The sequence below is a fragment of the Stenotrophomonas sp. Ker107b genome (genome assembly GCF_053847245.1).
Window position 1 is genome coordinate 656,539 of the sequence record NZ_JBSPHX010000002.1, and the last position, 24,518, is coordinate 681,056.

Below are 24,518 nucleotides of genomic sequence, written 5' to 3' on the forward strand. Positions count from 1 at the left end.
CACTGCCGCTAGACTGGATGCCCCCACGCACCACGCCGTCGAACACCATGGATATGCACCACCGCTCCGGCCCGATCGAACTGGTCGCCATCGATATGGACGGGACCCTGCTCGATCCCGCGCACACGCTCACGCCCCGGGTGATGCAGGCCATCGCCCGCGCCCGCGCGCAGGGCGTGCAGGTAGTGCTGGCCAGCGGCCGCCCGGTGTCGGGGATGGCGCCGTTCCTGCAGCAGTTGGGGATCGAGGGCGAGCAGGACTACTGCATCGCCTGCAATGGCGCGGTGGTGCAGAACATCGGCAGCGGCCAGCACGTCATCGAATTTCCACTGAGCTTCGAGGATTTCGTTTTCTGCGAGCGTATCTCACGCGAGCTGGGCATCCACTTCCAGGCGCTCGATGGCCGGCGCATGTACACGCCCAACCAGGACATCAGCCACTACACCGTGGCCGATTCGCACCTGTCGAACGTGCCGCTGTCGTATCGCCGGGTGGCGGACATGGACCCGGCCATGCAGTTCATCAAACTGATGATGATCGATGAGCCGGACGTGCTGGATGCCGCCATCCAGCGCCTGCCGTCGGAGCTGACCGACCGCTTCGCAGTGCTCAAGAGCGCGCCGTTTTTCCTGGAAGTGTTCGATCACCGCGCCGGCAAGGGCCCGAGCCTGGAGAAGCTGGCCGCGCATCTGGGCGTGGACCGCGCCAACGTGATGGCGGTCGGCGATCAGGAGAACGACCTGACCATGCTGCAGTTCGCCGGCACCAGTGTCGCCATGGGCAACGCGATTCCGGCGGTGAAGCAGACGGCGCGCTTCGAGACGGCGACCAACGCCGAAGATGGCGTGGCGCTGGCGATCGAGCGGTTCGTGCTGCAGGACGTGTAAGAAACGCGCCGTCCGGGCCTGACTTATTCGCGATGCGCAGCCGCCCCACGCGCTTCCAGCTCGGCCACCACCTTCTCCAGCGCCTCCAGCTTCTCGCGGGTCCGCAGCAGCACGGCACGCTGCACGTCGAACTCCTCGCGGGTCACCAGGTCCAGCTTGCCCAGCCCGGCCTGCAGCGCGGTCTTGAAGGTGGCCTGCAGTTCTTCGCGCGACTGGCGCAGGCCCGGTGGGACCATGTCGCTCAGGCGGCGGGCGAGGTCATCGAGGTGGTTGAGGTCGATCATGCTGCGGCTCCGCGGGGTATACGCCAAGGATAAGCCGCCACGCTGCCGGCGGCACGGACCGCGCGCATCGCGTTCACCGGCGGACAGGCGTTATCCTCGCAGCCTGGAACACAGGAGTGCAGACGGATGAAGATGGTCATGGCGGTGGTCAAGCCGTTCAAGCTCGACGACGTGCGCGAAGCGCTGGCCGAGCGCGGCGTCACCGGGATCACGGTCACCGAGGTCAAGGGCTTCGGGCGGCAGAAAGGCCACACCGAGCTCTACCGCGGGGCGGAGTATGTGGTCGATTTCCTGCCCAAAGTGAAGATCGAAGTGGCCGTCGTCGACAATCAGGTCGAGGAGGTGGTGGAAGCCATCGTCAAAGCCGCCGGCACCGGCAAGATTGGCGACGGCAAAGTCTTCGTGTACGACCTGGGCACCGTGGTGCGCATCCGCACCGGTGAGCTGGACGCCGACGCGCTGTAACGCGCGCCGGCTTTCCCGGTGGCACCCTCGATCAGGCGTGGCCCTTGAACCAGCGGTAGAAGCGCTTCCAGGCCACGCGCACGCCGGCCACCCAGCGCGGGTCGGCCACCTGGGCCGCCTCGGAGGGGCTGGGACGCTCGCCGGTCAGGCGCTGGCGCATCTTCAGCAGGTTCTTCATGTCGCTGCGGCGCAGCTGGCGTGAGACGGGGTGCACCGGCAGCCAGCGCGGGCTGCGCCAGGCCGAGGTGAAGTCCACCAGCACCGGTACGCCACCGCTGACCATCACGTTGGTGCCATGCAGATCGTTGTGGGTGATGCCGGCGGCATGCAGGCGGGTGAGCGCGTACTGCAGCTGCTCGAACACCTCCACGCCGACCGACTGGGCCGCGCTCAGGGTCTGGCCGGGAATGAACTCCATGCCCAGCGCGAGGCCACCGATGGTGCCGAGCAGGGCCGGGGCGTGCTTCCAGCCGCTCAGGCGCTGCAGGATGCGCGCCTCGCGGCGGACCAGATGGCGGGCGATCGGCGACAGCGGGGTGCCGCGATACCGGGTGTAATCCTTGACCACCGCGGGCTGACCATTGAGGCAGGTGCGGTAGACGTCGGGTTCCAGGAGGCGTTCACCGCGCTTGAGCAGCTCGGCGGGGACGGTGTCATCGACACACGGGGCAACAATTGTGTTCATAGGGGTCTGTGCGACCCGGCGGTCGGCGCAATGCGTCAGGCGTACCGGTGCTGCTTACTGTGGGGAACTAAAGATTTCGTTAATTTTAGTACTCGCCAGTACACGAATCCAGATGATGTCGGAGAAATGTCGTCGCCCAGCGTGGAACAGTTCGTCACGCTGAAGCGGACAATCTTGTATCGTTTGGAATAATTTCTTTTTCAATCAGTTGCTTGGAGAGCGGGCGATTGAGCAATGCGTTGAAGGAACGGCAGGAGTGCGTCGCGCAACTGGTCCAGGCCAGGCGGTTCGATCGGGAAGTGACCGCATGCTTCCAGCAGCACCCGCTGGCGCGGCGCGGCCAGCCGCTCGAAGAAGGGATCGCTGATCTGCACCGGCGTCCACGCGTCGCACGCGGGATGGACCATCAACACCGGGCAGCGGGTGAACTGCTCGGGCTCCACGGCTGGCGGGGTGTCGAACAAGGACGCGAGCAGGCCCAGCGGTACCCGGTTGCCGCCGCCCAGCGGATCGCGGCAAACCAGCGCCGACAGCGCGGGATCGCGTGACATCCGCTCCATGTGGGTGAACCAGCGCACCGGCACGCGCAGGCCGCGGGTCAGCCGGCTCACCGGGCGCAGGGCAGGCAGCAGCCGACGCATCCAGGGCTGCCGCACCAGTGCAGCCTGCACGTCGGGATCGCGCGGGTCGGCCAGGGTGGTGGCCACCAGACCGCGCACCCAAGGCGATTCGGCGGCGACCAGATAGGCCAGGTAGCCGCCGATGCTGGCACCGAGCAGGACGAAGGGGCGCGCGCGCTGTGCGTATTCGGCCTCGATGAGCGCCAGCAGGGTGCGCTTCCATGCCGCGTAGTCCACCTGTGACCAGGGCGCGGGGCTGAGCCCGTAGCCCGGCAGATCGGGGGCCAATACCTCATGGCCGGCCACCGCCAGGCGTTGTGCCAGTGGCGCAAACATGCGCCCGTAACCGCCGGCGCCATGCACCAGCACCACGCTCAGCGCGGCATCGGCCGGGCCATGGCGGTCCAATTGCAGCCCGCCGAGGGGACCTTCACTGCGCTCCGGACGTGGCGGCACAGCACCGGCCACCGGGTCGAAAAACCGTTGGTAGGCTTGGCTGAGTGCGGGATAGGGATCGGGGGCGGCAGGACCGTGCATCGGGACAGTCTAGGCGGTCCGTTCAGCCAAGCCGCGCTGAATGCCGCCCAGCCCGCGCTTGACCGCGACGCGGGCGCTGCCGACCATACGCTGTTGCTCGCGACATTGGCGGCCGCCCCACCCCGGCACGTCCCCGCCCATTGCCGCCGTATCGATGCCGGTGCCTGCCGTGCATCGCCCCCACTATTTCGGGTCCGGCCATGCCGGAGGAAGACTGATGATCAAGATCGTGCTGGCAGGGCTGTTCATTGCCTGCGTGCTGTACATCCATTACCGCGGCAAAGTGCGTGCACGCTGGTCGCGCCAGTTGCTGGACCACTCCAGCTTCATGGCCCCGATCAATGTGATCATGTACGCGTTTTCGAAGGTGCCGACCACGCCGTTTCTGGATCCGGGCAAGGAATTTCCGCAGCTCGAGCCGCTGCGCCAGAACTGGCAGATGATCCGCGACGAAGCGCTGGCCCTGCGCGATGCCGACAAGATCGCCGCCTCCAGCACCTTCAACGATGCCGGCTTCAACTCGTTCTTCCGCCGCGGCTGGAAGCGCTTCTACCTGAAGTGGTACGGCCCCTCGCACCCGTCGGCCAAGGCGCTGTGCCCGAAGACCACCGCGCTGCTGGAATCGCTGCCGGACGTGCGTGCGGCGATGTTCGCCCAGCTGCCCTCGGGCAGCGAACTGCGCCCGCACCGCGATCCCTTCGCCGGCTCGCTGCGTCTGCACCTGGGCCTGGCCACGCCGAACGATGACGCCTGCTACATCGAGGTGGACGGCATCCGGAAGAGCTGGCGCGATGGCGAGTGGATGATGTTCGATGAGACCTACATCCACCACGCGCACAACGAGACGCCGGACGACCGCGTGATCCTGTTCTGCGACATCGCCCGCCCGCTTCGCTTTGGCCTGCCGGGCCTGTTCAACCGCGCGGTGGCCTCCACGCTGCTGGCCGGTGGTGCTTCGCCGAACCTGCCGGGTGACCCGACCGGTGGCGTCAACAAGGCCTTCGGCAGCGTCTACAAGGTGCGCCTGAAGGCCAAGGCCCTGCGCGAGCGCAGCGTGGTCGCCTACCAGGTGATCAAATGGGGCCTGGTGGTGGCGGTGATCGCCGGGATCTGGGCGATCTGAGCCCGGGCGTCAGGGTGCCGGCCAGCGGCCGGCACTACCGGAACAAAGAAAACCCGCGCTGTTGCCAGCGCGGGTTTTTTTTGGAGACATTGACTGGCATTCCATCCGGCCAAAAGCCCCCCCTTGAGTCAAGGGGGGCGCGCCGACAGGCGCGGGGGATGTGGGTGCTGGTAAGCCGGGGCCCCAGGGGTTGCAGGGCAAACGCTGGGGTAGCAACGCAGCACGTTGATACGGCGCTTCAGCCCTTAAGGGCTGCCGCCACGAACGGCGGGGTCACCAGCACACCGGTGTGCAGCGCGGCGGTGTAGTACAGCGTATCGAACGACTTGCCAGCCGAATCGGCCTGGCGGAAATCGAAGCTGCTCTCGCCCTTGCGGGCCAGGGTCACGCTCCACCAGCCGGTCGGGTAGCACGGCTGCGGGAACGGCAGGGTCTTGAACGAGCCGAAGCCGGCCTTGCCCATCTCGCCGCGCATTTCGTTGATCAGGTCCAGCTGCATCAGCGGCGATTCGGACTGCTGCACCAGGATGCCGTCATCCTTCAGGGCCTTGAAGCAGCTTTCGTAGAACGCCTTGTTGAACAGGCCTTCGCCCGGGCCGACCGGATCGGTCGAGTCCACGATCACCACGTCCACGCTGCCGGCCGGGCAGTTGGCCATGTAGGCCACGCCGTCGTCGAACATCAGCTCGGCGCGCGGATCGTCGTTGGAATCGCACAGTTCCGGGAAATGCTTGCGGGCCATCACGGTGACCTGCTCGTCGATGTCGCACTGGGTCACGCTCTCCACGCCTTCGTGCTTGAGCACTTCGCGCAGGGTGCCGCAGTCGCCGCCGCCGATGATCACCACGCGCTTGGGCGCGGCATGGGTGAACAGCACCGGGTGGCTGATCATCTCGTGATAGAAGAAGTTGTCCTTGCTGGTCAACATGATGGCGCCGTCGATGGTCATCAGGTTGCCCCAGTCGGTGGTCGCGAAGATCTCGATCTTCTGGAACGGCGACTGCACTTCATCCAGCTTGCCGGTCAGGCGGTAGCCGATGGCCGAGCCGGTGCGCTCGAAGTGTTCGATGTACCAGTTGTTGTTGTCAGTCATGGAGCAGCAGTCCTGTTCGGAAGGGTGTTGGAGCCGGGCTGGCGGCGGTGCCGCGTGGCGCAAGCCACGTCCGGACGGGTTGGCCCGTTCAGGTTTCAAGCCTGAGCACGGGCGCGGGCGCGCATGATAACGGAGCTGTCGCCACATAGGCGTTATCATGCACCCCCTTTTTTACCAACCAGGCCCACTGAAATGACCGATTGGTCCCTCGACCAAGCCCGCAAGACCTACTCGATTCCGCATTGGGCGGATGGTTACTTCGACGTGGATCAGGCAGGACACATGGTGGTGAGACCGACTGGCCAGGACGGCCCGGTGGTGTCCTTGCCCAAGATCGTGGACGCTGCCCGCGAGGCCGGCGCCAAGCTGCCGCTGCTGGTGCGCTTCCCGGACATCCTGGGCCAGCGCCTGGGCAAGCTGCAGGCCGCGTTCGCGCAGGCGCAGGCCGACTGGGACTACCCGGGCGGCTACACCGCCGTGTACCCGATCAAGGTCAACCAGCACCGTGGCGTGGCCGGCACGCTCGCCAGTCATCACGGCGAGGGCTTCGGCCTGGAAGCGGGCAGCAAGCCCGAGCTGATGGCGGTGCTGGCGCTGTCGCGCCCGGGTGGCCTGATCGTCTGCAACGGCTACAAGGACCGCGAATACATCCGCCTGGCCCTGATCGGCCGCAAGCTGGGCCTGCAGACCTTCATCGTGATCGAGAAGCCCTCCGAGCTGAAGCTGGTGCTGGAGGAATCCAAGGCGCTGGACGTGAAGCCGGGTCTGGGCGTGCGCATGCGCCTGGCCTCGCTGGGCGCGGGCAAGTGGCAGAACAGCGGTGGCGACAAGGCCAAGTTCGGTCTCTCGCCGCGCCAGCTGCTGGATCTGTGGAAGTCGCTGCGCGATACCGAGTACGCCGACTGCCTGAGCCTGCTGCATTTCCACATGGGCTCGCAGATCTCCAACGTGCGCGACATCGCCAATGGCATGCGCGAAGCCACCCGCTACTTTGTGGAGCTCTCGCGCCTGGGCGCGAAGATCACCCACGTGGACGTCGGCGGTGGCCTGGGTGTGGATTACGAAGGCACCCGCTCGCGCAGCTTCTGCTCGATCAATTACGGCCTGAACTCCTACGCCAGCAACATCGTGCAGCCGCTGGCCAATGCCTGCGAAGAGCATGGTCTGACCCCGCCGCGGATCGTCACCGAGTGTGGCCGCGCGATGACCGCGCACCACGCGGTGCTGATCGCCAATGTCTCCGAGGTGGAAGAGGCGCAGGAAGGCCGCGTGCCGGACCAGCACGACGACGAGCCGGCGGCGATCCGCCACCTGCGCGAGATCCACGCCGAGCTCGACGAGCGCCCGGCGGTGGAGCTGTTCCAGGAAGCGCAGCACTTCCATGCCGAAGGCCTGTCCAGCTACGCGCTGGGCCAGATCGACCTGCCGCAGCGCGCCCGCATCGACGACCTGTTCTACGCCATCGCCCATGCCGTGCGTGCCCGCCTGAGCTATGACGAGAAGAGCCATCGCCCGGCGCTGGACGAGTTGAACGAGCGCCTGGTCGACAAGTACTTCGTCAACTTCAGCGTGTTCGAATCGATTCCGGATGCTTGGGCGATCGACCAGGTGTTCCCGATCGTGCCGATCGAGCGCCTGAACGAGCAGCCCGAGCGCCGCGGCATCATCGCCGACATGACCTGCGATTCGGACGGCATGGTGAAAACCTATGTCGAGAACGAAAGCCTGGACACGTCGCTGCCGCTGCATGCGCTGAAGTCCGGTGAGAGCTACCGCATCGCGTTCTTCATGGTCGGTGCGTACCAGGAAATCCTGGGCGACATCCACAACCTGTTCGGCGACACCGACGCGGTGGAAGTGCTGGCCGATGCCGATGGCTACGCGATCACTCAGCAGCGCCGCGGTGATACCACCGATGTGATGCTGGACTACGTGGGCTACAGCTTGGCCGATCTGCGCGCCAGCTACGCCGAGCGCGTGGCGGCGGCGAAGCTCTCGCCCGAGCGCGCGCAGGAACTGTCCGAGGCACTGGAAGCTGGTCTGACCGGCTACACGTACCTGTCCGACGAACCGCTGGCGTAAGCCAGTGGCGACGGGTGACGGCCTTCGGGCCTCACCTGGCTGTCCATAACGCCGGGCATTGCCCGGCGGTCTTTCCAAGGCACCCGACACCGGCATGAGCGCCCGCGCGATCTTTCATCTGTTCCTGCATGCGGCCGTACCGGCGGTGCTGGCGTGGATGTTCTGGCGCAAGCGTTTCATGTCCGCCTGGGTGCTGATGCTGCTGGGCTGGATCATCGATCTGGACCACCTGCTGGCCGACCCGATCTACGCCCCGAACCGCTGCAGCATCGGTTTCCATCCGCTGCACACCGCACCGGCGATCGCGGTGTATGCGGGGCTGTGTGTACCGAAGAAGACGCGCCTGTTCGGCATCGGTCTGATCATCCACATCGTGCTGGATGCCATTGATTGCTGGTGGATGCACGCTGGCAGGTAGGCCCACACCATGCGTGGATGACGTGCAGCGGCAGCCGGTTTACCCCGCCGGCAGCGTTACCGTCGCCTCCAATCCTGGCGCGGCGTTGGCCAGCACCAGCGTCCCACCATAGCTCTCGGCGATGTCCGCCACGATCGACAATCCCAGCCCACTCCCGGCCGCGCGCTCATCCAGCCGCACGCCGCGTTCCAGCACGCGCTGCAGCTGCTCCGCAGGAAGCCCAGGACCGTCATCACTCACCGTGATGCGCAGCTGACCCTCCCGTGGTGCCACCTCCACGCGCACTGCGTGACTGGCCCACTTGCCCGCATTGTCGAGCAGGTTGCCCAGCATCTCTTCCAGATCCTCGCGCGCGCCGGCGAACACCCCAGCGGTGTCGCTGTCGCACGTAAAACGCAGCCCGCGCGCGGCATGCACGCGCTGCATCAGCCCGCACAGCGCGCTCACCACCGGCGCCACCGGCGTGCGCTGCTGGCTGTCGGCGCCCAGGCCTGCAGCGAGGTAACGATCGATGCTGGCCTGCATGCGCGCGGTCTCGCTGCGCAGGGTCTGGCGCCAGTCGCTGCCGTCGCCCTCGGCTTCGGTGGTGAGCACGGTGAGCGGTGTCTTCAGCGCGTGCGCGAGGTCTTCGGCGCTGCGGCGTGCGCGTACCACCATGCGCTGATGATGGTCGAGCAGCGCGTTGAGCTGGACGGCCAGCGGCGCGACTTCTTTCACCAGGCCCTGCTGCGGGAAGCGCACGTTCTCGCCGTTGCGGACCTGCCCGGCAATGCGGCCCAGTTCGGCCAGCGGCCGCAGGCCGTAATGCACCTGGGTCACCAGTACGCCGAACCACACGGCGATGAGCACGGCCAGTGCGAGCGCGGTGCGCTGCCGGAAACTGGCGACCTGGGCATCCAGCGGGCTGCGGTCGGTGGCGACCATCACGATCACCGGCGCGGCAGCGCGGGGCAGGGTGACCTGCTGGGCCAGCACGCGCAGGGATTGCTGCAGCGGACCGGGAGCATCGAAGGCCTTGGCCGGTCCCGGCTGCAGCGCGGTGGGTGCGGCCAGCGCGTCATCCCACAGCGAGCGCGATTGTCCGAGCGCGCGGCCTTGTTGGTCCAGCACCTGCCAGTAGTCGCCGGAGAACACGCGGCGGTAGCGCTCGTCAGCCAGCGTGTCGCGCCACTGCAGCTGGCCGTTGGCATCGCTTTCGGCCAGTGCCAGTACCGCGATCAGATCGTTGCCCAGGCGCTCATCCATCGCGGTCCGCGCTGAACGCTCGAACATCGCGCCCAGCCACCAGGTCGCCAAGGCCGACACCAGCACCAGGCCCAGGCCACCGGCCACCAGCAGGCGGGTGCGCAGCGAGCCGGTGGTCATGGCGTTGCCGACAGGCGGAAGCCCTGGCCGCGGTGCGTGTGGATCAGCTCGCTGCCGAGCTTGCGGCGGATGCGGCCGATCAGTACATCGAGCGTGTTGGAGTCTGGATCGAAGCCGTCCTCGTAGACGTTCTCGCCCAGCCGCGAGCGGCTCAACACGGTATCGGGGTGATGCATGAAGTAGCTGAGGATGCGGTGCTCCTGCGCGCTGAGTGACAGCGGCGCGCCGTCCAGCTCGAAGCGGCCGGCGTTGACGTCCAGCACCAGTGGACCGCACTGCAGGCGCGGATGCGCGTGGCCGGCGCTGCGGCGGATCAGGGCGCGCAGGCGCAGCAGCAGTTCTTCGGGCTGGAAGGGTTTGGTCAGGTAGTCGTCGGCGCCGGCATCGAAGCCGGCCAGCTTGTCGTGCCAGCGGGCGCGGGCGGTCAGCACCAGCACCGGGAAGTCGCGCCCGGCCTGGCGCCAGCGTTCGATCACGCTCAGCCCGTCCAGGCCCGGCAGGCCCAGATCGACCACGGCCGCGGCGATGTCCTCGATCTGCCCCTGGTACTCGGCATCCCGGCCCTCCGCACTGTGGATGACCACATAGCCGGCCTCTTCCAGCAGCGTCTGCAATCGGCTGGCGAGCAGGGCGTCATCTTCGGCGAGCAGCACGCGCATCAGTCTTTTTCCATCTTCAGCAGGCGGCCGGTGGCGGCATCGTAATCCAACTCCATCACCACGCCATCCGGGCCAAGGATCTCGATCTCGTATTTCCCGTCATCCAGTTCCACCTCGATCAGCTTGCCGGGGTAGCGACGCAGCGCGTCGGCGACCACCTGCTCCAGCGGCACGAAGCGACCCTGGCGCACCGCCTGGCGAACGCTGTCCTGCTGACGGCTGCCACCGTCGAGGACCCGCATCGGGTCCTGCGGGGCGAGGGTCAGCAGCAGGGGCAGCATCAGGGACAGGGCAGACATGCGGGCACGCAGGGCAAAGGGCAGGGCACCGGTATACCGGGGCTGTCTAAACAGTATCTAACAGTCGCCCTCATGGTCCGGTTAGGGGCGGTGGCCAGACTGGCGGTGCCGGAATGGACCGGTGCCCCCTCAAGGATTCCCATGAAGACGATGATTGCCGCTACCGCCCTGGCCGCTGCGCTGTTCGCCACTCCGGCCTTTGCCGCCAACCTGTCGGCCGCCCAGGTCCAGGCCAAGCTGAGCGCGGCCGGCTACACCCAGGTGCATGAGCTCGAGCACGACGATGGCGTGTGGGAAGCGGACGTGACCCGCAAGGACGGCACGGTCGATGAAGTGATCATCGATGACACCAAGGGCGAGATCTTCGATCCGCGCGATGGCCGCGCCGTGCTGGACGCCGGGCAGATCCTGGCGCTGGCGGGCAAGGCCGGGTTGACGCAGATCGAGTCGATCGAGCGCGATGGCGCGACCTGGACCCTGGATGCGCGCAACGCCCGCAACCAGCGCGTGGAAGTGCGCATGAGTGGCCACGACGGCCGCGTGCTCGCCAGCAAGCGTGATGGCTGGTGGGATTGATTCCAGCGCGCCACCGCGCGCTGGATGCACGAACGGCCGGGTTTCCCCGGCCGTCCGCATGTCCGCGTGAGGGATGCCGCGCTTACCAGCGCGAGGGGTAATCCCAGTAGCCCGGGCCGCGGCCGTAGCCACCGTAACCGTCGAAGCCGTCATAGCCGTACGCACCATAGGGGCCGTAGAAGCCAGGGCCCTTGCCTTCGCTCACCCGGATGTTGATGTTGACGTTGCGGGTGTTGCCTTCGTCATTGGTGTAGTTCTTGCTCAGGTTGAGTTCGGCGGCGTTGTAGTGGGTATTGCCGAAATTCTCCGAGTAGCCGATGCCGGTGGTCAGGCTGCCGTTGACCCGCAGCTTGTCGTCGGTCACGTGGGCGATGCCGTTGGCCGCACGATCGGTTGAACGCCGGCCGGTACGATCGCCGTAGAACGTGCCCGGCGGATCGCCGCGCAGGGACTGATCGCTCAAGTACTGCATGGGCGCATCGGGAATGCTCAGATCCAGCCCGGTCGAGGACTGCGGGCCGGTGGCGCCTGCCGCAGACTGGGCCAGCGCCACACCGGGCAGGGACAGGCACAGCAGCAGGGGAAGCAGGCGGATCATGAGAGGCTCCGGAGCAGACAGGCGGGACGGCCGACAGCGCTGACGCTAGCAGGCATAGTTTGAATGATGCCTGTCATGGCGTGGGTTGCAAGGGGAACTCAGCGCAACCGGCCGAATCCGAACAGCTCTGCCAGCGGATGCCGGCGCCGCTCGATGCCCGCGCGCAGCAGCCCGGCCCCGATCATGGAGTAGGTGATCCCGTTGCCGCCGTAGGCCATCGCGAACAGCACCCGAGGCCCCCATTGCGGGTGCGGGCCGAAGAACGGCAGGCCATCGTGGGTCTCGGCAAAGGTGCCGCCCCAGGAGAAGGCCGGCTGCAGCGGCAGGTGCGGGAACAGTTGGGTGGCCTTCTTGAGCAGCGTGACGGTCTTGCTCTCCACCCGCCGGTCGCGCCGGGCCGGGAGATCGATGGCATCGTCCTCGCCGCCGATCAGCAGCCGGTGGTCGCCGGTGCTGCGCAGGTACAGATACGGCCGCGCCGATTCCCATGCCATGGTCTCGCGCAGGGGGCCGAGCAGGTCCGGATGGATCGGATCGGTGATGAAGGCGTAGCTGCTGCGGTTGCGGGCCACCGAGGGCTTCAACCAGCGCTGCCCGGCATAGCCGGTGGCCAGCACCACATGGCGGGCACGGATGCGGGCGCCGCCCAGGGTGGTGGCGGTCACGCCGCGCGGGGTCGGGGTGAGCGTATCGAGCACGGTGCGGTCGTAGACGCCGCAGCCACGCGTGTGCAGCCGCATCAGCAGCCGGTAGGTGAGCCGGTAGGGGTCGATGCGTGCGGCGAGCGCGCTGAGGATCGCGCCGGGTGCGCGGATGCCGTACTCGGCCTGGACCGCCTCGCTGTCCAGCCAGCGCACATCGAAGCCGTGCTTGGCACGCAGTGCGCACTCTTCGGCCAGTACCGCCTGGTGCCCGCGCTTGCTGGCGTAGTACAGGCTGGCCATGCGGTGGCAGTCCACATCGCGGAACGGCGCGGCCACCTTGCAGATGGCCGGGATCGCCTCGGCACAGGCCTGATAGGCCAGCACCGCCGCGTCTTCGCCGTAGCGCTGGGCAAGATCAATGAGATGGGTGTCGATCTCGTACTGCAGCAGCGCGGTGCTGGCCGCGGTGCTGCCCCAGCCGATGTCGCGCTGTTCGATCAGCGCTACATCATGGCCGTGCGCGCACAGCTCGTCCGCAATCAGCGCGCCACTGATGCCGCCGCCGACCACCAGCACCTCGCAGTTGAGATCCTTCTCCAGCGGTGGGAAGGCATGCATCAGGCCGTTGCGCACGGCCCAGAACGGATACCCGCTCTTCAGATCCATGGCAGCCTCAGGCGGTGGGGTGGCCGGTGTGCGGGGTCTGGATCAGGTCGGTCAGGTCGAAGCCCTGCAGGCGCGCCTGGGCCAGATAGTGCTCCTGCGTGGTGCGGTCCAGCGTGGGCGTGCGCGAGAGCAGCCAGAGGAACTTGCGGTCCGGGCTGCCGACCAGCGAGACGCTGTAATCCGGTGCGATCTGGATCACCCAGTAGTCGCCCTTGGTGAAAGGCAGCCAGCGCAGGCCCTTGGGCAGGAAGCTGACCTCCAGCCGCGCGGTGTCGTTGTCCACGGGGCAGGCTTCGCCGTCGGCTTCCTCGATCTCGTTGCCCATGCGGCAGCGGTTGACCACGGCAACGTGGCCGTTGTCCTTGAGGCTGTAATGCGCGGACACATCCGTGCAGCCTTCCGGCTCATGCTTCATCGGCAGGCGGGCGATCTCGTACCAGGTGCCCAGGTAACGCGGCAGCTTGAGGTCGGGAACGGTTTTCAGGTCGGGCTGTGTGGTCATGGGTGAACGCTGGTGAGAGTGCGATCCCACGATGCCGGGGCCGCTGCCACGGCCGGGTGAAGCCGGGGCGAGTGCGGCGTCGAGACAGTCCGTTGTGGTCGCGTCATGTCCCGCTTGCGGTCGCAGCGCTATGCTGGGCCGGAGCGCCATGAGCGCTTCTTTCAACAGCGATGGAGATGCGGATGTACCAGGTGATTCTGCTCAAGAGCGAAACCGGCGTTGCCCGCCAGCAGCGCGAGACCGCCGACGATGTGCTCGACCACGAGGGCGTGACCTACACCCTGCGCGCCGGGCCGCGGCAGCCGTTGCCGACCGATCACGCCTGGGATGAGATCGCGGTCTACGCGCCCGAGGAGATCACCGAGGAAGAGTTCCAGGACTGGTACGCCCGCCTGCAGCCGCAGGTTGAAGAGCTCCGCCTGAAGTACTGAGTGCCCGCATACCTGTTCTGAACGGGGCCCGGTTTATAGTCGCGGGCAGGCGCGGTGGTCCGCGCGAACCGTTGGTGCTGGCGTGTCGCTTCGTCATTCTTCGTTTGTGGTGCGGTCGCTGGGCTGGCTGCTGTTGTTGACCTGTCTCGGCGCCGCGCCGGTCGCTCTCGGGCAGGCCACGGATCCGCCCCCGGATCCGGCCAAACAACTGGTCCAGGCCGAAAAAGCGCTGCGCGCCACCAGTGATGCGCTGGAGGATGCGGGCACCACTGAAACCCTGAAGGCGCTGTCCGACCGCGCCCTGGCCGTCCAGCGCGATGCCGACGGCCTGCAGAGCGCCCTCGACCCGCAGCTTCAGCAGGTGGATGCGCGGCTTGAGCAGCTTGGCCAGGTCGCCGAGGGCACCGTCGAGCCGCCGGAAGTGAGCCGGCAGCGCAAGGCGCTGAACCAGCAGAAGGCCGACATCACCGCGCAGATCGCCCGCGCCAAGCTGCTCTCAGTGGATGCCAAACAGCTCGGCGAGCGCATCGAGAAGATGCGGGTCACCCAGTTCAGCGAACAGCTGAGCCGCAAGGTCGCCTCACCGCTGTCGCCTGCGCTGTGGCGCAGCTTCGCCAAGGATGTGCCGGACGATGTGCACCGCCTGGCCATTCTTTATCGGCTGGGCGAAGACGCGGCCCGCAAGGCCATTGCCAAGCATGGCTGGAACGCGCCCTTGATCGGGCTGGCGGTCGCACTGGTGATGTTCTTCCCGTTGCGGCTGTGGCTGCGCGCGCTGGGGCGCCGCTTTGCCGCCTCCGAGCGTGCACCCGATGGACGCCTGCGCCGCTCTGGCCTGGCGGTGTGGCTGCTGCTGGTCGGCACGCTGTTGCCGGGCCTGGCGGCGGTGGCCTTGGTGGAGTCGCTGGATGCGATCGGCGCGATTCCGCCGCGCCTGCAACAGGTGGCCGAGACGTTCGAGGTGGCCACCTTCGTGGCGGCCTTCATCGCTGCGCTCAGCGCCTGTCTGCTGGTACCCAAGCGCCCGTCGTGGCGGCTGCTGCCGCTGGATGACAGTGCGGCGTTGCGGCTGCGCAAGTACGCGTGGGGCGCGGCCGGCCTGACCTGGCTGAGCATCATGCTGGTTGCCCTCGACCGTGCAGCCCGCACCAGCGAGGTGACCACGGTGGCCGCCGATGGGTTGATGGCGCTGACCTACCTGGGGCTGATCATCGCGATCCTGACCTCGCTGGCGCGCATGCACAACCGTCAGGCAGCCGAAGCCGCCGAAGCCGAAGCACGGGCCGATCCCCGCGCCGGTGGTGATGGCAAGGTAAGGGGGGCGCCTCGCCGCAGTGGCTGGATCGTGCTGGCGCGTCTGGTCGGCCACATCGCCGTGGCTGCAGCGGTGATCGCCACACTGCTGGGGTATCTCAACTTCGCGCTGTTCGTGGCCCAGCAGCTGGTCTGGGTCGCGGTGGTGTTCATGGCGGTCTCGCTGCTGCTCAAGTTTGCCGATGACCTTGCCACCTGGGTGCTCGCGCCCAGCAGCCGTGCCGGGCAGACCATCGTGTTGACCACCGGGCTCAGCGAGTCGCGGGTGGAGCAGGCCGGCGTGCTGCTCTCGGCGGTGCTGCGGGTCGGGGTGATCGTGCTGGGCGTGCTGATGCTGGCCGCGCCGTTCGGCAACCTCAACGCTTTCCTGGGCGGGCTGGACTCGTTGTCCGGCGGTCTGAAGATCGGTGAGACCACGCTCCGGCCGAGCAGCGTGCTGTATGCGGTGCTGGTGTTCCTGGTGGTGTGGGCGGTGATGCAGACCTTCCAGCGCTGGCTGAGCGACACCTATCTGCCCAAGACCGAGCTGGATGCCGGTGCGCGCAACTCGATCAGCACCGTTACCCGTTATCTCGGCATCATCGCCGCGGTGCTGTGGGGTGTCACCGCGCTGGGCATCGGCCTGGAGAAGCTGGCACTGGTGGTCAGCGCGCTGTCGGTGGGTATCGGTTTCGGTCTGCAGGCGATCACCCAGAACTTCGTCTCGGGCCTGATCCTGCTGGCCGAGCGGCCGGTCAAGATCGGTGACTGGGTCAAGCTGGGGGACCAGGAAGGCGACATCAAGCGGATCAGCGTGCGCTCGACCGAGATCCAGGTCGGCGACAAGTCCACCTTGATCGTGCCCAATTCCGAGCTGATCACCAAGACCATCCGCAACATGACGATGGGCAACGCGCAGGGCCGGATCCAGATCCAGTTCTCGGTACCGTTGAACACGGACGTGGCCGCATTGCGGCAGATTCTGCTGGATGCCTACACCGATCACCCGGGCGTGCTGAGCGACCCGGCACCGTCGGTGTTCATTGACTCGATCGCCAATGGGCAGATCGCGATCAACAGCTTCGCCTACGTGTCAGGCCCGCGTGCGGTGTACGGCGCGCGCAGCGAGCTGTATTTCACGGTGCTGCAGACGTTTGCCGAGGCCGGGATCGCGCTGTCCTCGCCGACGGATATCCATCTTGTGCGGGATCCGGCGGCGACGCCGGCCCCGGACGCGTAAGCAGGCCGGAAGGTACCGACCGTTGGTCGGTACCTTCCGGCGCCGTCAGCCGCGGTTGCCGCGGCGCGACGGCACCAGCGCGAAGGTATCCACGGCCAGCTTCTCGGCGTGGTTCAACCAGGCACGCACCTCCAGATCATCGACCTCGTGGTCCAGGCCGAAGCTCAGGTTGATGCGACCCTCGGCATCCGGCTGTACCCACTGCTGGGCGACCACCACCTTGCGCTGCGAGGAGACCGCTTCGATCCAGAAGCCGCGGTCGGGTGACTGCTTGGTCACCAGCTGCACCATGTATTGGCCGGCCCGGGTGCGGCGACCCTTCTGGGTGATCATGTGCGCCTGACGGATGCTCGGGCGCGGGCCGTTGAACGGATCCAGCGGGCCATCCACCGCCACGCCACCGCGCAGCTGGTCATCGCGGAACAGCTTGATGCCCTTGTCCTGGTTGACCAGCATCGCGCACCAGTCACCATCGGCCGAGCCGTCTTCGAACGCGGTGCAGCGATCCACGTAGGCCAGCGTATTGGACGGATCGGCCAGATCGAACTGCTTGGAAGTGTTCTCCAGGTAGACCGACTTCAGGTCCCAGTGCTTGTCGTACTCCAGCAGCACCGGCGGCTGCACATGCTGCAGGCCGATCACCACCTGGTTGTCGTCATCGATGCGCAGCTGGCGGGTCTTGTCGCCCAGCCACAGCGAGCGCGAGAACGCCAGGTAACGCGGATAGTCCTCGCCGTTGTCGCGGAACACCGCGGCGCTGGCACTGTCCGAGCGCTCCGGATGCAGCAGCGAGCGGCCGAAGCCGATCGAATCGATGGCCGGATCGATCAGGCTCAGCAGGGTGGCGCCCGAATCCAGCGTCGAACCGGCCGGTGCGGCCAGCTGGCGCGGGGCGATGTCCTTGCCCAGGAACAGCAGCAGGTTCTCGCGCTCCTGTTTGGCCAGGATATGGCTGAGATCGTTCGGCATGGCCAGGTGATCGGAGGCGATCACGATCAGGGTGTCTTCGCCGTACGGGCTGGCTTGGATGCGGTCGACCAGCTTGGCGATCAGCCCGTCGGTGCACTTGAGCGCATTGAGCATGCCGATGTTGCCGTGCTCGCTCTTGTAGCGGGTGCCTTTGCAGGCCACCGGCAGATGTCCGGCCGGGTGATGGGTGTCCATGGTCAGCGTGGTGAGCATGAACGGCTCGCCCTTGCGCGAGAGCTGCACGAAGCGGTCATACGCTTTGTCCAGCAGCACATCGTCATGCACGCCCCACGGGGAGAAATGCGTGCGGGTGATCTTCTGCTGCTTGAACCAGGCCAGGTCGTCGACGGTATCGAAGCCATGCGTGGCCAGGAACTGGCCTTTGCCGGCGAACTGGCCGTTGGCCCCGCCCAGATAGTGATTGGTGTAGCCCTGCTGCTTGAGGTAATCGCCCAGGCAGACCGCTTCGGGCAGGAAGCTGCCCATGCGGCCCATGCTGTTTTCGTCTTCCTTGGCGGTGGTCAGCGGCACACCACACATCGAGGAGACCAGGCCGGCGATGGTCCAGCCACCGCCTTCGGCCGAGACCAGCCCGCGCACGTCCAACGATTGCGCGGCGAGCCGGTTGATGTTGGGCATCAGGTCCGGGAAGGTTCTGTCATCGAGATAGGTGCGTTCCAGGCTTTCGCCATAGATCCACACGATGTTGCGTGGCTTGGTCAGCGGTTGCGTGGGCACGCGGTACTCGGCCTTGACCATGCTGTAGTCGACCGGGCGCATCTGCTGGTACAGACGCTGGCCATCGCTGTACAACGGGCTCACCACGATCGCGACGAACCACATGGCCATGAAGCCGGCAAACACCGCCTTGCCATGCGCGGGGCGGTGCCGGCGACGCAGGCGTGCCAGCAGCAAGGGGGTGAGCGAGACCAGGGCCAGCGCGATGAAGCCGGCGATGTAGTGCTTGAAGTCGGCGACACCGGCGCCTTCCATGTCCGCGCCGAGGTGGTACAGCGTGGCTGCATTGAGACCGTCACCGGACAACTTGTTGATCAACCACCATGCGCTGAGCGTCAGCAGCAGCAATGACATCAGGCTTGCCTTCCACCACACCCATTTGTCAGATGCGAGGAACAGCCAGGTGAGCAGCAACAGTGACAGCAGCAGGATCCAGAGCATAAGCACTTTTGGCAGTGGAGACAGGTGGTGATGGACGTCATGACGACGCAGTTCCCATCCGACCGGCTGTCTCAACCACACATGCATGACAAGCCGATGACTCGATCATGCCTGCACGAACCTGACTGAAATGTTTGTTGAAAACGACAGGCTCGATCACGTATCGCACTGCGATATGCGACGTAAAACGCGCGTGAAGGAGTGCGCGCGATGCGGACTGCATCACGCGCTTGGAGGGTGTCTGATCGTCGTGTCTGAATGCGTGAGGTGCGTGGAGAGCGCGTCAACGGTGCCCGCGTTCTTCCTTCGAGCGCGCACGACGATCAAAGATCAGCGCACTGAGGATGATGCCCAAGCCAAGGAACACACCGATCAACATCAAGGTGAATGCGATGGCGGGATAGCCGAACAGATGCCAGCCGGTGTCGACTTTCATCATCATGGCCGCGGCGAGTATCAGCGCGGCGGTGACGATACCGGCGGACACGCGGTTGGCGATCTTCTGCAGGTTCTCCATCAGGCGTGATTCTTCCAGCCCGGTGACTTTCATCTGCAGGCGGTTCTCGGCGAGCAGCGCGAGGATGTCGGTCATTTTGCGCGGCCCATCGCGCAGCAGCTGTTGGATCTCCATCGCCTCGCTGGCCAGATTGGCTTTGGACAGCGATTTCTTGAGACGTGCGCGCATCACGTGCTGCAGCTGTTTCTCCACGATGCGGCGCGTATCCAGGTCGGGCGACAGCAGTCGGCAGACAGTTTCCAGATTCAGCAGTGCTTTGCCGAGCAGGCTCAGCTCCGGCGGGGTGCGCAGGCCACTGGCGGTGGCGATGCGCACCAGGTCCAGCACCACGCGGCCTTCGGAGAAGCTGCTGTTGGCCGCGTAGCGCGCGATGACCTGGCCGGTCTCACGCAGGTAGCGTTCCTCGTCGAAGTACTCCAGCCGCGTACTGATGCCGATGATCTCGTCGGCGACTTCTTCGCCGCGACCATCCACTGCCGCGAACAGCAGCTTGAGCAGGCGCTCGCGCAGCCGCGGCGGCATGTGCGCGACCATGCCCAGGTCGAAGATCGCCAGACGACCGTCCGGGGTGACGCGCAGGTTGCCCGGGTGCGGATCGGCATGGATCTCGCCGTGCACGAATATCTGATCCACATAGCCGCGGATCAACGCCGCGGCAAGCGGCGCCATCGGCTGTTCGGTGCGGCGCACGTCGGGGATCATGTCCACGCGCACGCCCTGCGCCAGCTCCATGGTCAACACGCGATGACTGCAGTAGTCCCAGATCGGCTGCGGCATCCACAGCGGTTTGAACGGCTTGAGGTGCTGCCCGAAGCGCTGCAGGTTCTCGGCCTCCGCCTGGTAGTCCAGCTCCTGCATCAGGGTTTTGGCGAACTCATTGAGCCAGTCGCGCAGGCGTACGCGACGGCCGACCTGGGTGAGGTGGTCAGCGGCCAACGCGAAGCTGCGCAGCACCTCCAGGTCCGAGCGCAGCTGTGCGGCGACCTCGGGCTTCTGCACCTTGACCGCCACCTGGCGCCCGTCATGCAGTTCGGCGCGGTGGACCTGGGCGATCGAGGCGCAGCCCAGCGGGACCGGATCGAAACTGGCGAACAGCTTGGAGACCGAGGCCCCCAGCTCCTGTTCGATGATCGCCGCAACGCGCTCGACCGGAATCGGCGCCACGTTCTCCTGCATGCGCTCCAGGGCCGTGGCGAACTCCACAGGCACCATGTCCGGCCGGGTGGAGAGCATCTGGCCCAGTTTGACGAAGGTCGGCCCGAGCGATTCCAGATCGGTGACGAACTGCTCCGGGTTGCCGTCCGGCGGCACATCGTGGACCGCGCGGGCGTCCAGGTTCATGCCGGAAAACACGCCGGAATTACGGTAACGCAACAGCAGGCGCAGGATCTGGCTGCGACGGTTCATGCCCTTGACCAGCGACGGCGAACCGGGGACGACGGGCGTGGTGTTCAAGCAGGACTCCGGGGCGACGATCACCGGCAGTGTGGCCGGGCGGCGGTGGTGGGCCGGTGAATCCGCACCCGCTACCGCGGAAGGGGGCGGATCGGTGAGAATCGGCGCTCCCGCTTCCTCCTTTGGATCCACCATGGCCGGTGCCAGTCTGTTCGCGTTGCTCGATGATATTGCGTCCCTGCTGGATGACGTGGCGGTGCTGACCAAGGTGGCGGCCAAGAAAACCGCCGGCGTGCTCGGCGACGACCTGGCGCTGAACGCCCAGCAGGTGACCGGGGTCAGCGCCAACCGGGAGCTGCCGGTGGTGTGGGCGGTGGCCAAGGGCTCGCTGGTCAACAAGGCGATCCTGGTGCCGGCCGCGCTGGCGATCAGTGCCTGGCTGCCGTGGGCGATCACCCCGCTGATGATGATCGGCGGCGCCTTCCTCTGCTACGAGGGTGTGGAGAAGCTCGCGCACCGCTTCCTGCATTCGCGCGATGAGGACGAGCAGCGCAAGGCCGAGCGGGTCAAGGCCCTCGCCGATGAGAAGGTCGACATGGTGGCGTGGGAGAAGGACAAGGTGAAGGGCGCGATCCGCACCGACTTCATTCTGTCGGCGGAGATCATCGTGCTGTCGCTGGGCGTGGTCTCCAGCGCCCCCTTCCTCAACCAGGTCACCGCGCTGGTGGTGATCGCGCTGGCGATGACGGTGTTCGTCTACGGCCTGGTCGCCGGCATCGTCAAACTCGACGATCTGGGCCTGTACCTGTCCAACAAGGGCGCCGCGCTGGCCGCGATCGGCCGGGGCCTGCTGGTGGCTGCGCCGTGGCTGATGAAGTTCCTCTCGGTGGCCGGTACCGCAGCGATGTTCCTGGTCGGTGGCGGGATCCTGGTGCACAGCATCGCGCCGCTGCATCACGCCATTCTGGAGATGGGCGGTGATGGCCGCTGGGGCTGGTTGATCAACGCGCTGGGCAACGTGATCGTCGGCGTGGTGATCGGCGCGGTGGTGCTGGGCGCGGTCACCGCATTCCAGAAGCTGCGCGGGGCCAAGCCGGCGCATTGAGGCTCGGCCAGCTCAGGCCGATTCCCACCCGCGCAGGGCCTCGAGTTCGGCGCGGGCACGGGCCAGGCGGCGCCCGGAGAGCGCGTCGATCGCGCGCTGCAGCCGTGGTGAGGCCGGCGCACGCTGCACCCAGCGTCGCGCACCCACCATCGCGGCGATCATGGCCAGCGTCCCTGCACCCAGCGAGACCAGCAGCCACGGTGCGGCGAACGCGCCCAGATCCACCCCCCACGCCTGCCAGGCCACCAGCACCGGCACCGCCAGCCACAGCCAGCACCACGGCAGGCCGAGCAGCAGTTCGGTCAGTGCGGTATGCCAGCGCAGCGCGGCCAACTGCTGCGATTGCTCCACCACCGTATGGGTGGGGTGCAGCTGTCGTCGGCGCTGCAGGCGGGTGATGCTGACGATGATGGCCGCGATGCAGTACGCGTGCAGGGACAGCGCACTGAGCATCACCGCCAGCGGCGGCTGCTGCCACCACTGGCTGCCGCAGTACACCGCCACGGCCAGCCAGATCGCCAGCTGCAGCCACTGCCACAGGCTGAAGGCCCCCAGCTGATGCTGTACGGCGCGTTGCCGATGGCTGCGCCACGCATCCAGCGCGAAGGCCTCCTGCGCGTCGGTGGGAGCGTTGGCGTGACTCCACAGCTGCTTGAGCTCATCCGGTTGCATGGTGGTTCCCTCAGTCGGTGGGGTTCAAGCGGGTACGCAGCTGCTGGCGCACCCGGTGCAGGCGGGTGGAAACATTGGCGATGCTGATGCCCAGCACCTCGGCCATCTGCCGATGGTCGTGGTCGTCCAGGTGCAGCAGCATCAGGGCGCGGTCCAGCGGTGGCAGCGCGTGGATGGCGAGCTCCAGCTGGCGCAACGCGTGGCGGTGTTCGGGCGGTGCGGCGTCGTCCACCGCGGGCAGATCGTCGTCCAATGGTGCGTGGTGGCCCTGCCGGTGCTGCTGGCGACGCCATTGCGAGATCGCCACATTGAGCGCCACCCGATACAACCAGGTCGAGAAGCGCGCCCGCGCCGGGTCGAAATCCTCGAATGCCGCCCACGCCTGCACGCTGATCTCCTGGACCAGATCCAGCCGATCCTCGTGCTGATGGCAGTAACCGCGCGCCACCTTGAGCACGATGCCGCGATGCTGCTCCAGCAACGCGGCGAAGCGCGCGCGTGGATCGTGGGCGGCGCGGGGCAGGGTCATGTGCATACCCGGGTGATTCGCGCCGGGGCGCGGAATATCACAGCCATCGGATCAGCGCGCCGGCTCGGCAGCCTGCACGCGGTTCTTGCCGACCCGCTTGGCCGCATACAGCGCCGTATCGGCGCGTCGCAACAGCGCGTCCGCCGCTTCGCCCGGCTGCCATTGCGCCAGGCCGGCGCTGAAATGCACCGGCACCCGCTGCTCCTCCAACGGCAGCGGCCGCTGGGCGAGTGAGCGCTGCAGCCGCAGCAGGGTGGACATGCTGTCCGCCGCCGGCGTTTCCGGCAGCAGCAGGACGAACTCGTCCCCGCCCAGGCGCGCGATCGCATCGCTGCTGCGCAGGTGCAGCTGGCAGACCTCGACCAGATGGCGCAGTACCGCATCGCCGCCGGCATGGCCGTGCAGGGTGTTGGTCTGATGGAAATCGTCCAGATCGAGCAGGGCCAGCGCCAGCGGATGGCCATGGCGGGCGGCGCGCGCCATTTCGCGCTCGAGCAGTTCATCCAGCCCGCGCCGGTTGAGCGCGCCGGTCAGGGGATCGGTGCGGACCAGCCCGGAGACATCACGCAGCTCCTGCTCCAGCTCGGCGATGCGCTGCTCGGCCTGCTCCACCTCGCGGCGTGCATTGCCCAGGTGGTCGCGTGCCTGCAACGCCTGTTCCTGGACCCGGCCGGTATCCACCAGCACGTCCTGCAGGAGCTGGTTGAGATCGGCGATGCTGCGGGCTTCCTTCAGGGCCAGCGCATAGCTGCTGATGCGGTCGTGGTATTCGCCGGTGCTGACCGCCATGCCATCCAGGCGCTCGATGAAGCCGCCCATGACGTTCTTCATCGCCGCTTTGGATTCCACGATCCCCTGCTTGAGCAGGCCCTGCTTGTAGATCACTTCGCGCAGGTTGGCGCGTGCCTGTTCCACCGAGTCGCGATCGAGCGGGCCGCCGATCAGTGACCGCACCGCGTGCACCTGGCCGTGCAGCCAGCTGCTGTCGTCGAGCAGCTCGCCGATGTTGTCCAGCAGCAGATCGAACAGGCTCAGCAACAGCTCCTGCTGTTCCTGCCAGCCATCGCTGCGTACGCCGATCTGGTGGGACAGCTCGCGGAGCCGGACTTCGATCGGCTGCAGCGGTTGGCCGGGATGCCAGCGATGCACCTCACCGGCGAGGTGCCCGGGCTCTTCGCGCAGTTCAGGCATGTTCTGCAGCAGGCTGGCCACGGTCACCCCGAGGGTGTGCCGCAGCAGCTCGCGCAGGCGCAGGCTGTCGGGTTGGCCGTCGGGCGTTTCCTGTTCGATGGTGCGGATGTACTTGTCGATCAGCTGGCGCATCGCGCGGCCGTAGCTGACCCAGTCGCCGCTGCGCTGCGCCGACTGCAGCCGCAGGCCCATGTCGCCCAGCTCGCCGGGCAGGGTGGACATGCCATTGGCAAACGCGGCCAGCAGGGGCTCGGGGCTGTCGATCCCGGCAAACAGGCGCTGCAGCATCGCGCTGCTGCCGCCCTTCAGGACCGGGGCCGGTTCGCTGCGCGTGTCCACCGCGGTCCCCACGCTCTGCCGCCGCGACAGCAGCCGCCCGACAGCAGTGCCGGGGCTGGGGGGAGGGTCGTGCGGGTCCGTCATGCGGCAGGTCCTTGCAGGGCACGGCCGGGGGCCGGAGCGGTGGAGAGGTTGGAACAGTATCGGCGCAGTCC

24 protein-coding genes are annotated in these 24,518 nt (G+C 66.9%); 9 read left to right on the top strand and 15 right to left on the bottom strand.

Going from position 1 to position 24,518, the window contains the following annotated elements; translation table 11 throughout:
• The first annotated feature begins 47 nt into the window (after positions 1-47).
• Positions 48-887 carry a sugar-phosphatase gene (gene yidA, locus ACWV8V_RS12825; RefSeq protein WP_455899894.1) on the top strand — a complete coding sequence of 280 codons (840 nt, stop codon included), beginning with the start codon at positions 48-50 and terminating at the stop codon, positions 885-887.
• 23 nt (positions 888-910) lie between these two features.
• Here the strand turns inward: yidA and ubiK are convergent, their stop codons facing one another.
• Complete coding sequence (gene ubiK, locus ACWV8V_RS12830) at positions 911-1,171, bottom strand: ubiquinone biosynthesis accessory factor UbiK (RefSeq protein ID WP_259262068.1); 261 nt, start codon at positions 1,169-1,171, stop codon at positions 911-913.
• A 126-nt stretch (positions 1,172-1,297) separates the two neighbouring features.
• Here ubiK and ACWV8V_RS12835 point away from each other — a divergent pair, with 126 nt between their 5' ends.
• On the top strand, positions 1,298-1,636 hold the full coding sequence (locus ACWV8V_RS12835; protein ID WP_123729924.1) for a P-II family nitrogen regulator: 339 nt from the start codon (positions 1,298-1,300) through the stop codon (positions 1,634-1,636).
• Positions 1,637-1,667: 31 nt separating this feature from the next.
• Here ACWV8V_RS12835 and ACWV8V_RS12840 read toward each other — a convergent pair whose 3' ends face one another.
• Positions 1,668-2,321 (bottom strand): RIO1 family regulatory kinase/ATPase domain-containing protein, encoded by a 654-nt coding sequence (locus ACWV8V_RS12840; RefSeq protein ID WP_455899895.1) that lies wholly within the window; start codon positions 2,319-2,321, stop codon positions 1,668-1,670.
• Positions 2,322-2,521: 200 nt separating this feature from the next.
• Positions 2,522-3,478: an alpha/beta hydrolase gene (locus tag ACWV8V_RS12845; RefSeq protein WP_455899896.1), complete on the bottom strand. Its 957-nt coding sequence runs from the start codon at positions 3,476-3,478 to the stop codon at positions 2,522-2,524.
• Between the two features lie 217 nt (positions 3,479-3,695).
• Between ACWV8V_RS12845 and ACWV8V_RS12850 the strand changes: the two genes are divergently transcribed.
• On the top strand, positions 3,696-4,601 hold the full coding sequence (locus ACWV8V_RS12850; RefSeq protein WP_176987925.1) for an aspartyl/asparaginyl beta-hydroxylase domain-containing protein: 906 nt from the start codon (positions 3,696-3,698) through the stop codon (positions 4,599-4,601).
• A gap of 238 nt (positions 4,602-4,839) precedes the next feature.
• On the opposite strand, the gene speE is transcribed toward ACWV8V_RS12850, so the two are convergent.
• A complete protein-coding gene (gene speE / locus ACWV8V_RS12855; RefSeq protein WP_455899897.1) occupies positions 4,840-5,694 on the bottom strand; it encodes a polyamine aminopropyltransferase in 855 nt (284 codons plus the stop codon).
• Between the two features lie 192 nt (positions 5,695-5,886).
• On the opposite strand from speE, the gene speA reads away from it, so the two are divergent.
• Both speA and ACWV8V_RS12865 read left to right on the top strand, forming a co-directional pair.
• Positions 5,887-7,776 carry an arginine decarboxylase gene (gene speA / locus ACWV8V_RS12860; RefSeq protein ID WP_259262072.1) on the top strand — a complete coding sequence of 630 codons (1,890 nt, stop codon included), beginning with the start codon at positions 5,887-5,889 and terminating at the stop codon, positions 7,774-7,776.
• A 94-nt stretch (positions 7,777-7,870) separates the two neighbouring features.
• Positions 7,871-8,194 carry a DUF6122 family protein gene (locus ACWV8V_RS12865; protein ID WP_121040688.1) on the top strand — a complete coding sequence of 108 codons (324 nt, stop codon included), beginning with the start codon at positions 7,871-7,873 and terminating at the stop codon, positions 8,192-8,194.
• A gap of 39 nt (positions 8,195-8,233) precedes the next feature.
• On the opposite strand, the gene ACWV8V_RS12870 is transcribed toward ACWV8V_RS12865, so the two are convergent.
• Genes ACWV8V_RS12870 through ACWV8V_RS12880 form a run of 3 tightly spaced genes read right to left on the bottom strand, consistent with a single transcriptional unit; the run spans position 8,234 to position 10,517 of the window.
• Positions 8,234-9,559 (bottom strand): sensor histidine kinase, encoded by a 1,326-nt coding sequence (locus tag ACWV8V_RS12870; protein WP_259258798.1) that lies wholly within the window; start codon positions 9,557-9,559, stop codon positions 8,234-8,236.
• Complete coding sequence (locus ACWV8V_RS12875; RefSeq protein WP_455899898.1) at positions 9,556-10,218, bottom strand: response regulator transcription factor; 663 nt, start codon at positions 10,216-10,218, stop codon at positions 9,556-9,558. Before ACWV8V_RS12875 ends, ACWV8V_RS12870 begins: the two co-directional genes overlap by 4 nt.
• On the bottom strand, positions 10,218-10,517 hold the full coding sequence (locus ACWV8V_RS12880; protein ID WP_123729932.1) for a PepSY domain-containing protein: 300 nt from the start codon (positions 10,515-10,517) through the stop codon (positions 10,218-10,220). Before ACWV8V_RS12880 ends, ACWV8V_RS12875 begins: the two co-directional genes overlap by 1 nt.
• A gap of 141 nt (positions 10,518-10,658) precedes the next feature.
• Here ACWV8V_RS12880 and ACWV8V_RS12885 point away from each other — a divergent pair, with 141 nt between their 5' ends.
• The gene (locus ACWV8V_RS12885) at positions 10,659-11,093 is read left to right on the top strand and encodes a PepSY domain-containing protein (protein ID WP_259258801.1); all 435 of its coding nucleotides are present in this window, start codon (positions 10,659-10,661) and stop codon (positions 11,091-11,093) included.
• A gap of 82 nt (positions 11,094-11,175) precedes the next feature.
• Here ACWV8V_RS12885 and ACWV8V_RS12890 read toward each other — a convergent pair whose 3' ends face one another.
• The 3 genes from ACWV8V_RS12890 to ACWV8V_RS12900 form a co-directional block, all read right to left on the bottom strand.
• Entirely contained in the window at positions 11,176-11,691 is a 516-nt protein-coding gene (locus ACWV8V_RS12890) for a hypothetical protein (RefSeq protein ID WP_123729934.1), read from the bottom strand.
• 98 nt (positions 11,692-11,789) lie between these two features.
• On the bottom strand, positions 11,790-13,001 hold the full coding sequence (locus tag ACWV8V_RS12895; protein ID WP_455899899.1) for an NAD(P)/FAD-dependent oxidoreductase: 1,212 nt from the start codon (positions 12,999-13,001) through the stop codon (positions 11,790-11,792).
• Between the two features lie 7 nt (positions 13,002-13,008).
• A complete protein-coding gene (locus ACWV8V_RS12900) occupies positions 13,009-13,503 on the bottom strand; it encodes a lipocalin family protein (protein WP_259258804.1) in 495 nt (164 codons plus the stop codon).
• 182 nt (positions 13,504-13,685) lie between these two features.
• Here ACWV8V_RS12900 and ACWV8V_RS12905 point away from each other — a divergent pair, with 182 nt between their 5' ends.
• The gene (locus tag ACWV8V_RS12905; protein ID WP_121040674.1) at positions 13,686-13,934 is read left to right on the top strand and encodes a hypothetical protein; all 249 of its coding nucleotides are present in this window, start codon (positions 13,686-13,688) and stop codon (positions 13,932-13,934) included.
• An 82-nt stretch (positions 13,935-14,016) separates the two neighbouring features.
• On the top strand, positions 14,017-16,467 hold the full coding sequence (locus ACWV8V_RS12910) for a DUF3772 domain-containing protein (RefSeq protein ID WP_346467670.1): 2,451 nt from the start codon (positions 14,017-14,019) through the stop codon (positions 16,465-16,467).
• 45 nt (positions 16,468-16,512) lie between these two features.
• Here ACWV8V_RS12910 and ACWV8V_RS12915 read toward each other — a convergent pair whose 3' ends face one another.
• Together ACWV8V_RS12915 and ACWV8V_RS12920 are read right to left on the bottom strand one after the other, a co-directional pair.
• Positions 16,513-18,615, bottom strand: coding sequence for a phosphoglycerol transferase I (locus ACWV8V_RS12915; protein WP_455899900.1), 2,103 nt, complete (start codon positions 18,613-18,615; stop codon positions 16,513-16,515).
• Positions 18,616-18,898: 283 nt separating this feature from the next.
• The gene (locus ACWV8V_RS12920) at positions 18,899-20,539 is read right to left on the bottom strand and encodes an AarF/UbiB family protein (protein WP_184997280.1); all 1,641 of its coding nucleotides are present in this window, start codon (positions 20,537-20,539) and stop codon (positions 18,899-18,901) included.
• A 181-nt stretch (positions 20,540-20,720) separates the two neighbouring features.
• Here ACWV8V_RS12920 and ACWV8V_RS12925 point away from each other — a divergent pair, with 181 nt between their 5' ends.
• On the top strand, positions 20,721-21,632 hold the full coding sequence (locus ACWV8V_RS12925; RefSeq protein ID WP_259258808.1) for a DUF808 domain-containing protein: 912 nt from the start codon (positions 20,721-20,723) through the stop codon (positions 21,630-21,632).
• A gap of 12 nt (positions 21,633-21,644) precedes the next feature.
• Here ACWV8V_RS12925 and ACWV8V_RS12930 read toward each other — a convergent pair whose 3' ends face one another.
• From ACWV8V_RS12930 to ACWV8V_RS12940, 3 genes are read right to left on the bottom strand one after another with little or no spacing between them, the layout of a single operon-like run.
• Positions 21,645-22,304: a hypothetical protein gene (locus ACWV8V_RS12930; RefSeq protein WP_346467672.1), complete on the bottom strand. Its 660-nt coding sequence runs from the start codon at positions 22,302-22,304 to the stop codon at positions 21,645-21,647.
• A gap of 10 nt (positions 22,305-22,314) precedes the next feature.
• A complete protein-coding gene (locus ACWV8V_RS12935) occupies positions 22,315-22,833 on the bottom strand; it encodes an RNA polymerase sigma factor (RefSeq protein WP_455899901.1) in 519 nt (172 codons plus the stop codon).
• A gap of 51 nt (positions 22,834-22,884) precedes the next feature.
• The gene (locus tag ACWV8V_RS12940; protein ID WP_346467674.1) at positions 22,885-24,447 is read right to left on the bottom strand and encodes a GGDEF domain-containing protein; all 1,563 of its coding nucleotides are present in this window, start codon (positions 24,445-24,447) and stop codon (positions 22,885-22,887) included.
• Positions 24,448-24,518: the final 71 nt, after the last annotated feature.

Coding starts and splice junctions, on each gene's coding strand:
- ACWV8V_RS12870 (WP_259258798.1), bottom strand. CDS start 9,559: ATGACCACCGGCTCGCTGCGCACCCGCCTGCTGGTGGCCGGTGGCCTG.
- ACWV8V_RS12840 (WP_455899895.1), bottom strand. CDS start 2,321: ATGAACACAATTGTTGCCCCGTGTGTCGATGACACCGTCCCCGCCGAG.
- ACWV8V_RS12900 (WP_259258804.1), bottom strand. CDS start 13,503: ATGACCACACAGCCCGACCTGAAAACCGTTCCCGACCTCAAGCTGCCG.
- ACWV8V_RS12890 (WP_123729934.1), bottom strand. CDS start 11,691: ATGATCCGCCTGCTTCCCCTGCTGCTGTGCCTGTCCCTGCCCGGTGTG.
- ACWV8V_RS12885 (WP_259258801.1), top strand. CDS start 10,659: ATGAAGACGATGATTGCCGCTACCGCCCTGGCCGCTGCGCTGTTCGCC.
- speE (WP_455899897.1), bottom strand. CDS start 5,694: ATGACTGACAACAACAACTGGTACATCGAACACTTCGAGCGCACCGGC.
- ACWV8V_RS12935 (WP_455899901.1), bottom strand. CDS start 22,833: ATGACCCTGCCCCGCGCCGCCCACGATCCACGCGCGCGCTTCGCCGCG.
- ACWV8V_RS12925 (WP_259258808.1), top strand. CDS start 20,721: ATGGCCGGTGCCAGTCTGTTCGCGTTGCTCGATGATATTGCGTCCCTG.
- ACWV8V_RS12835 (WP_123729924.1), top strand. CDS start 1,298: ATGAAGATGGTCATGGCGGTGGTCAAGCCGTTCAAGCTCGACGACGTG.
- ACWV8V_RS12920 (WP_184997280.1), bottom strand. CDS start 20,539: ATGAACCGTCGCAGCCAGATCCTGCGCCTGCTGTTGCGTTACCGTAAT.
- ACWV8V_RS12845 (WP_455899896.1), bottom strand. CDS start 3,478: ATGCACGGTCCTGCCGCCCCCGATCCCTATCCCGCACTCAGCCAAGCC.
- ACWV8V_RS12850 (WP_176987925.1), top strand. CDS start 3,696: ATGATCAAGATCGTGCTGGCAGGGCTGTTCATTGCCTGCGTGCTGTAC.
- yidA (WP_455899894.1), top strand. CDS start 48: ATGGATATGCACCACCGCTCCGGCCCGATCGAACTGGTCGCCATCGAT.
- ACWV8V_RS12915 (WP_455899900.1), bottom strand. CDS start 18,615: ATGCTCTGGATCCTGCTGCTGTCACTGTTGCTGCTCACCTGGCTGTTC.
- ACWV8V_RS12940 (WP_346467674.1), bottom strand. CDS start 24,447: ATGACGGACCCGCACGACCCTCCCCCCAGCCCCGGCACTGCTGTCGGG.
- ACWV8V_RS12875 (WP_455899898.1), bottom strand. CDS start 10,218: ATGCGCGTGCTGCTCGCCGAAGATGACGCCCTGCTCGCCAGCCGATTG.
- ACWV8V_RS12865 (WP_121040688.1), top strand. CDS start 7,871: ATGAGCGCCCGCGCGATCTTTCATCTGTTCCTGCATGCGGCCGTACCG.
- ACWV8V_RS12905 (WP_121040674.1), top strand. CDS start 13,686: ATGTACCAGGTGATTCTGCTCAAGAGCGAAACCGGCGTTGCCCGCCAG.
- speA (WP_259262072.1), top strand. CDS start 5,887: ATGACCGATTGGTCCCTCGACCAAGCCCGCAAGACCTACTCGATTCCG.
- ACWV8V_RS12930 (WP_346467672.1), bottom strand. CDS start 22,304: ATGCAACCGGATGAGCTCAAGCAGCTGTGGAGTCACGCCAACGCTCCC.
- ACWV8V_RS12880 (WP_123729932.1), bottom strand. CDS start 10,517: ATGTCTGCCCTGTCCCTGATGCTGCCCCTGCTGCTGACCCTCGCCCCG.
- ACWV8V_RS12895 (WP_455899899.1), bottom strand. CDS start 13,001: ATGGATCTGAAGAGCGGGTATCCGTTCTGGGCCGTGCGCAACGGCCTG.
- ubiK (WP_259262068.1), bottom strand. CDS start 1,171: ATGATCGACCTCAACCACCTCGATGACCTCGCCCGCCGCCTGAGCGAC.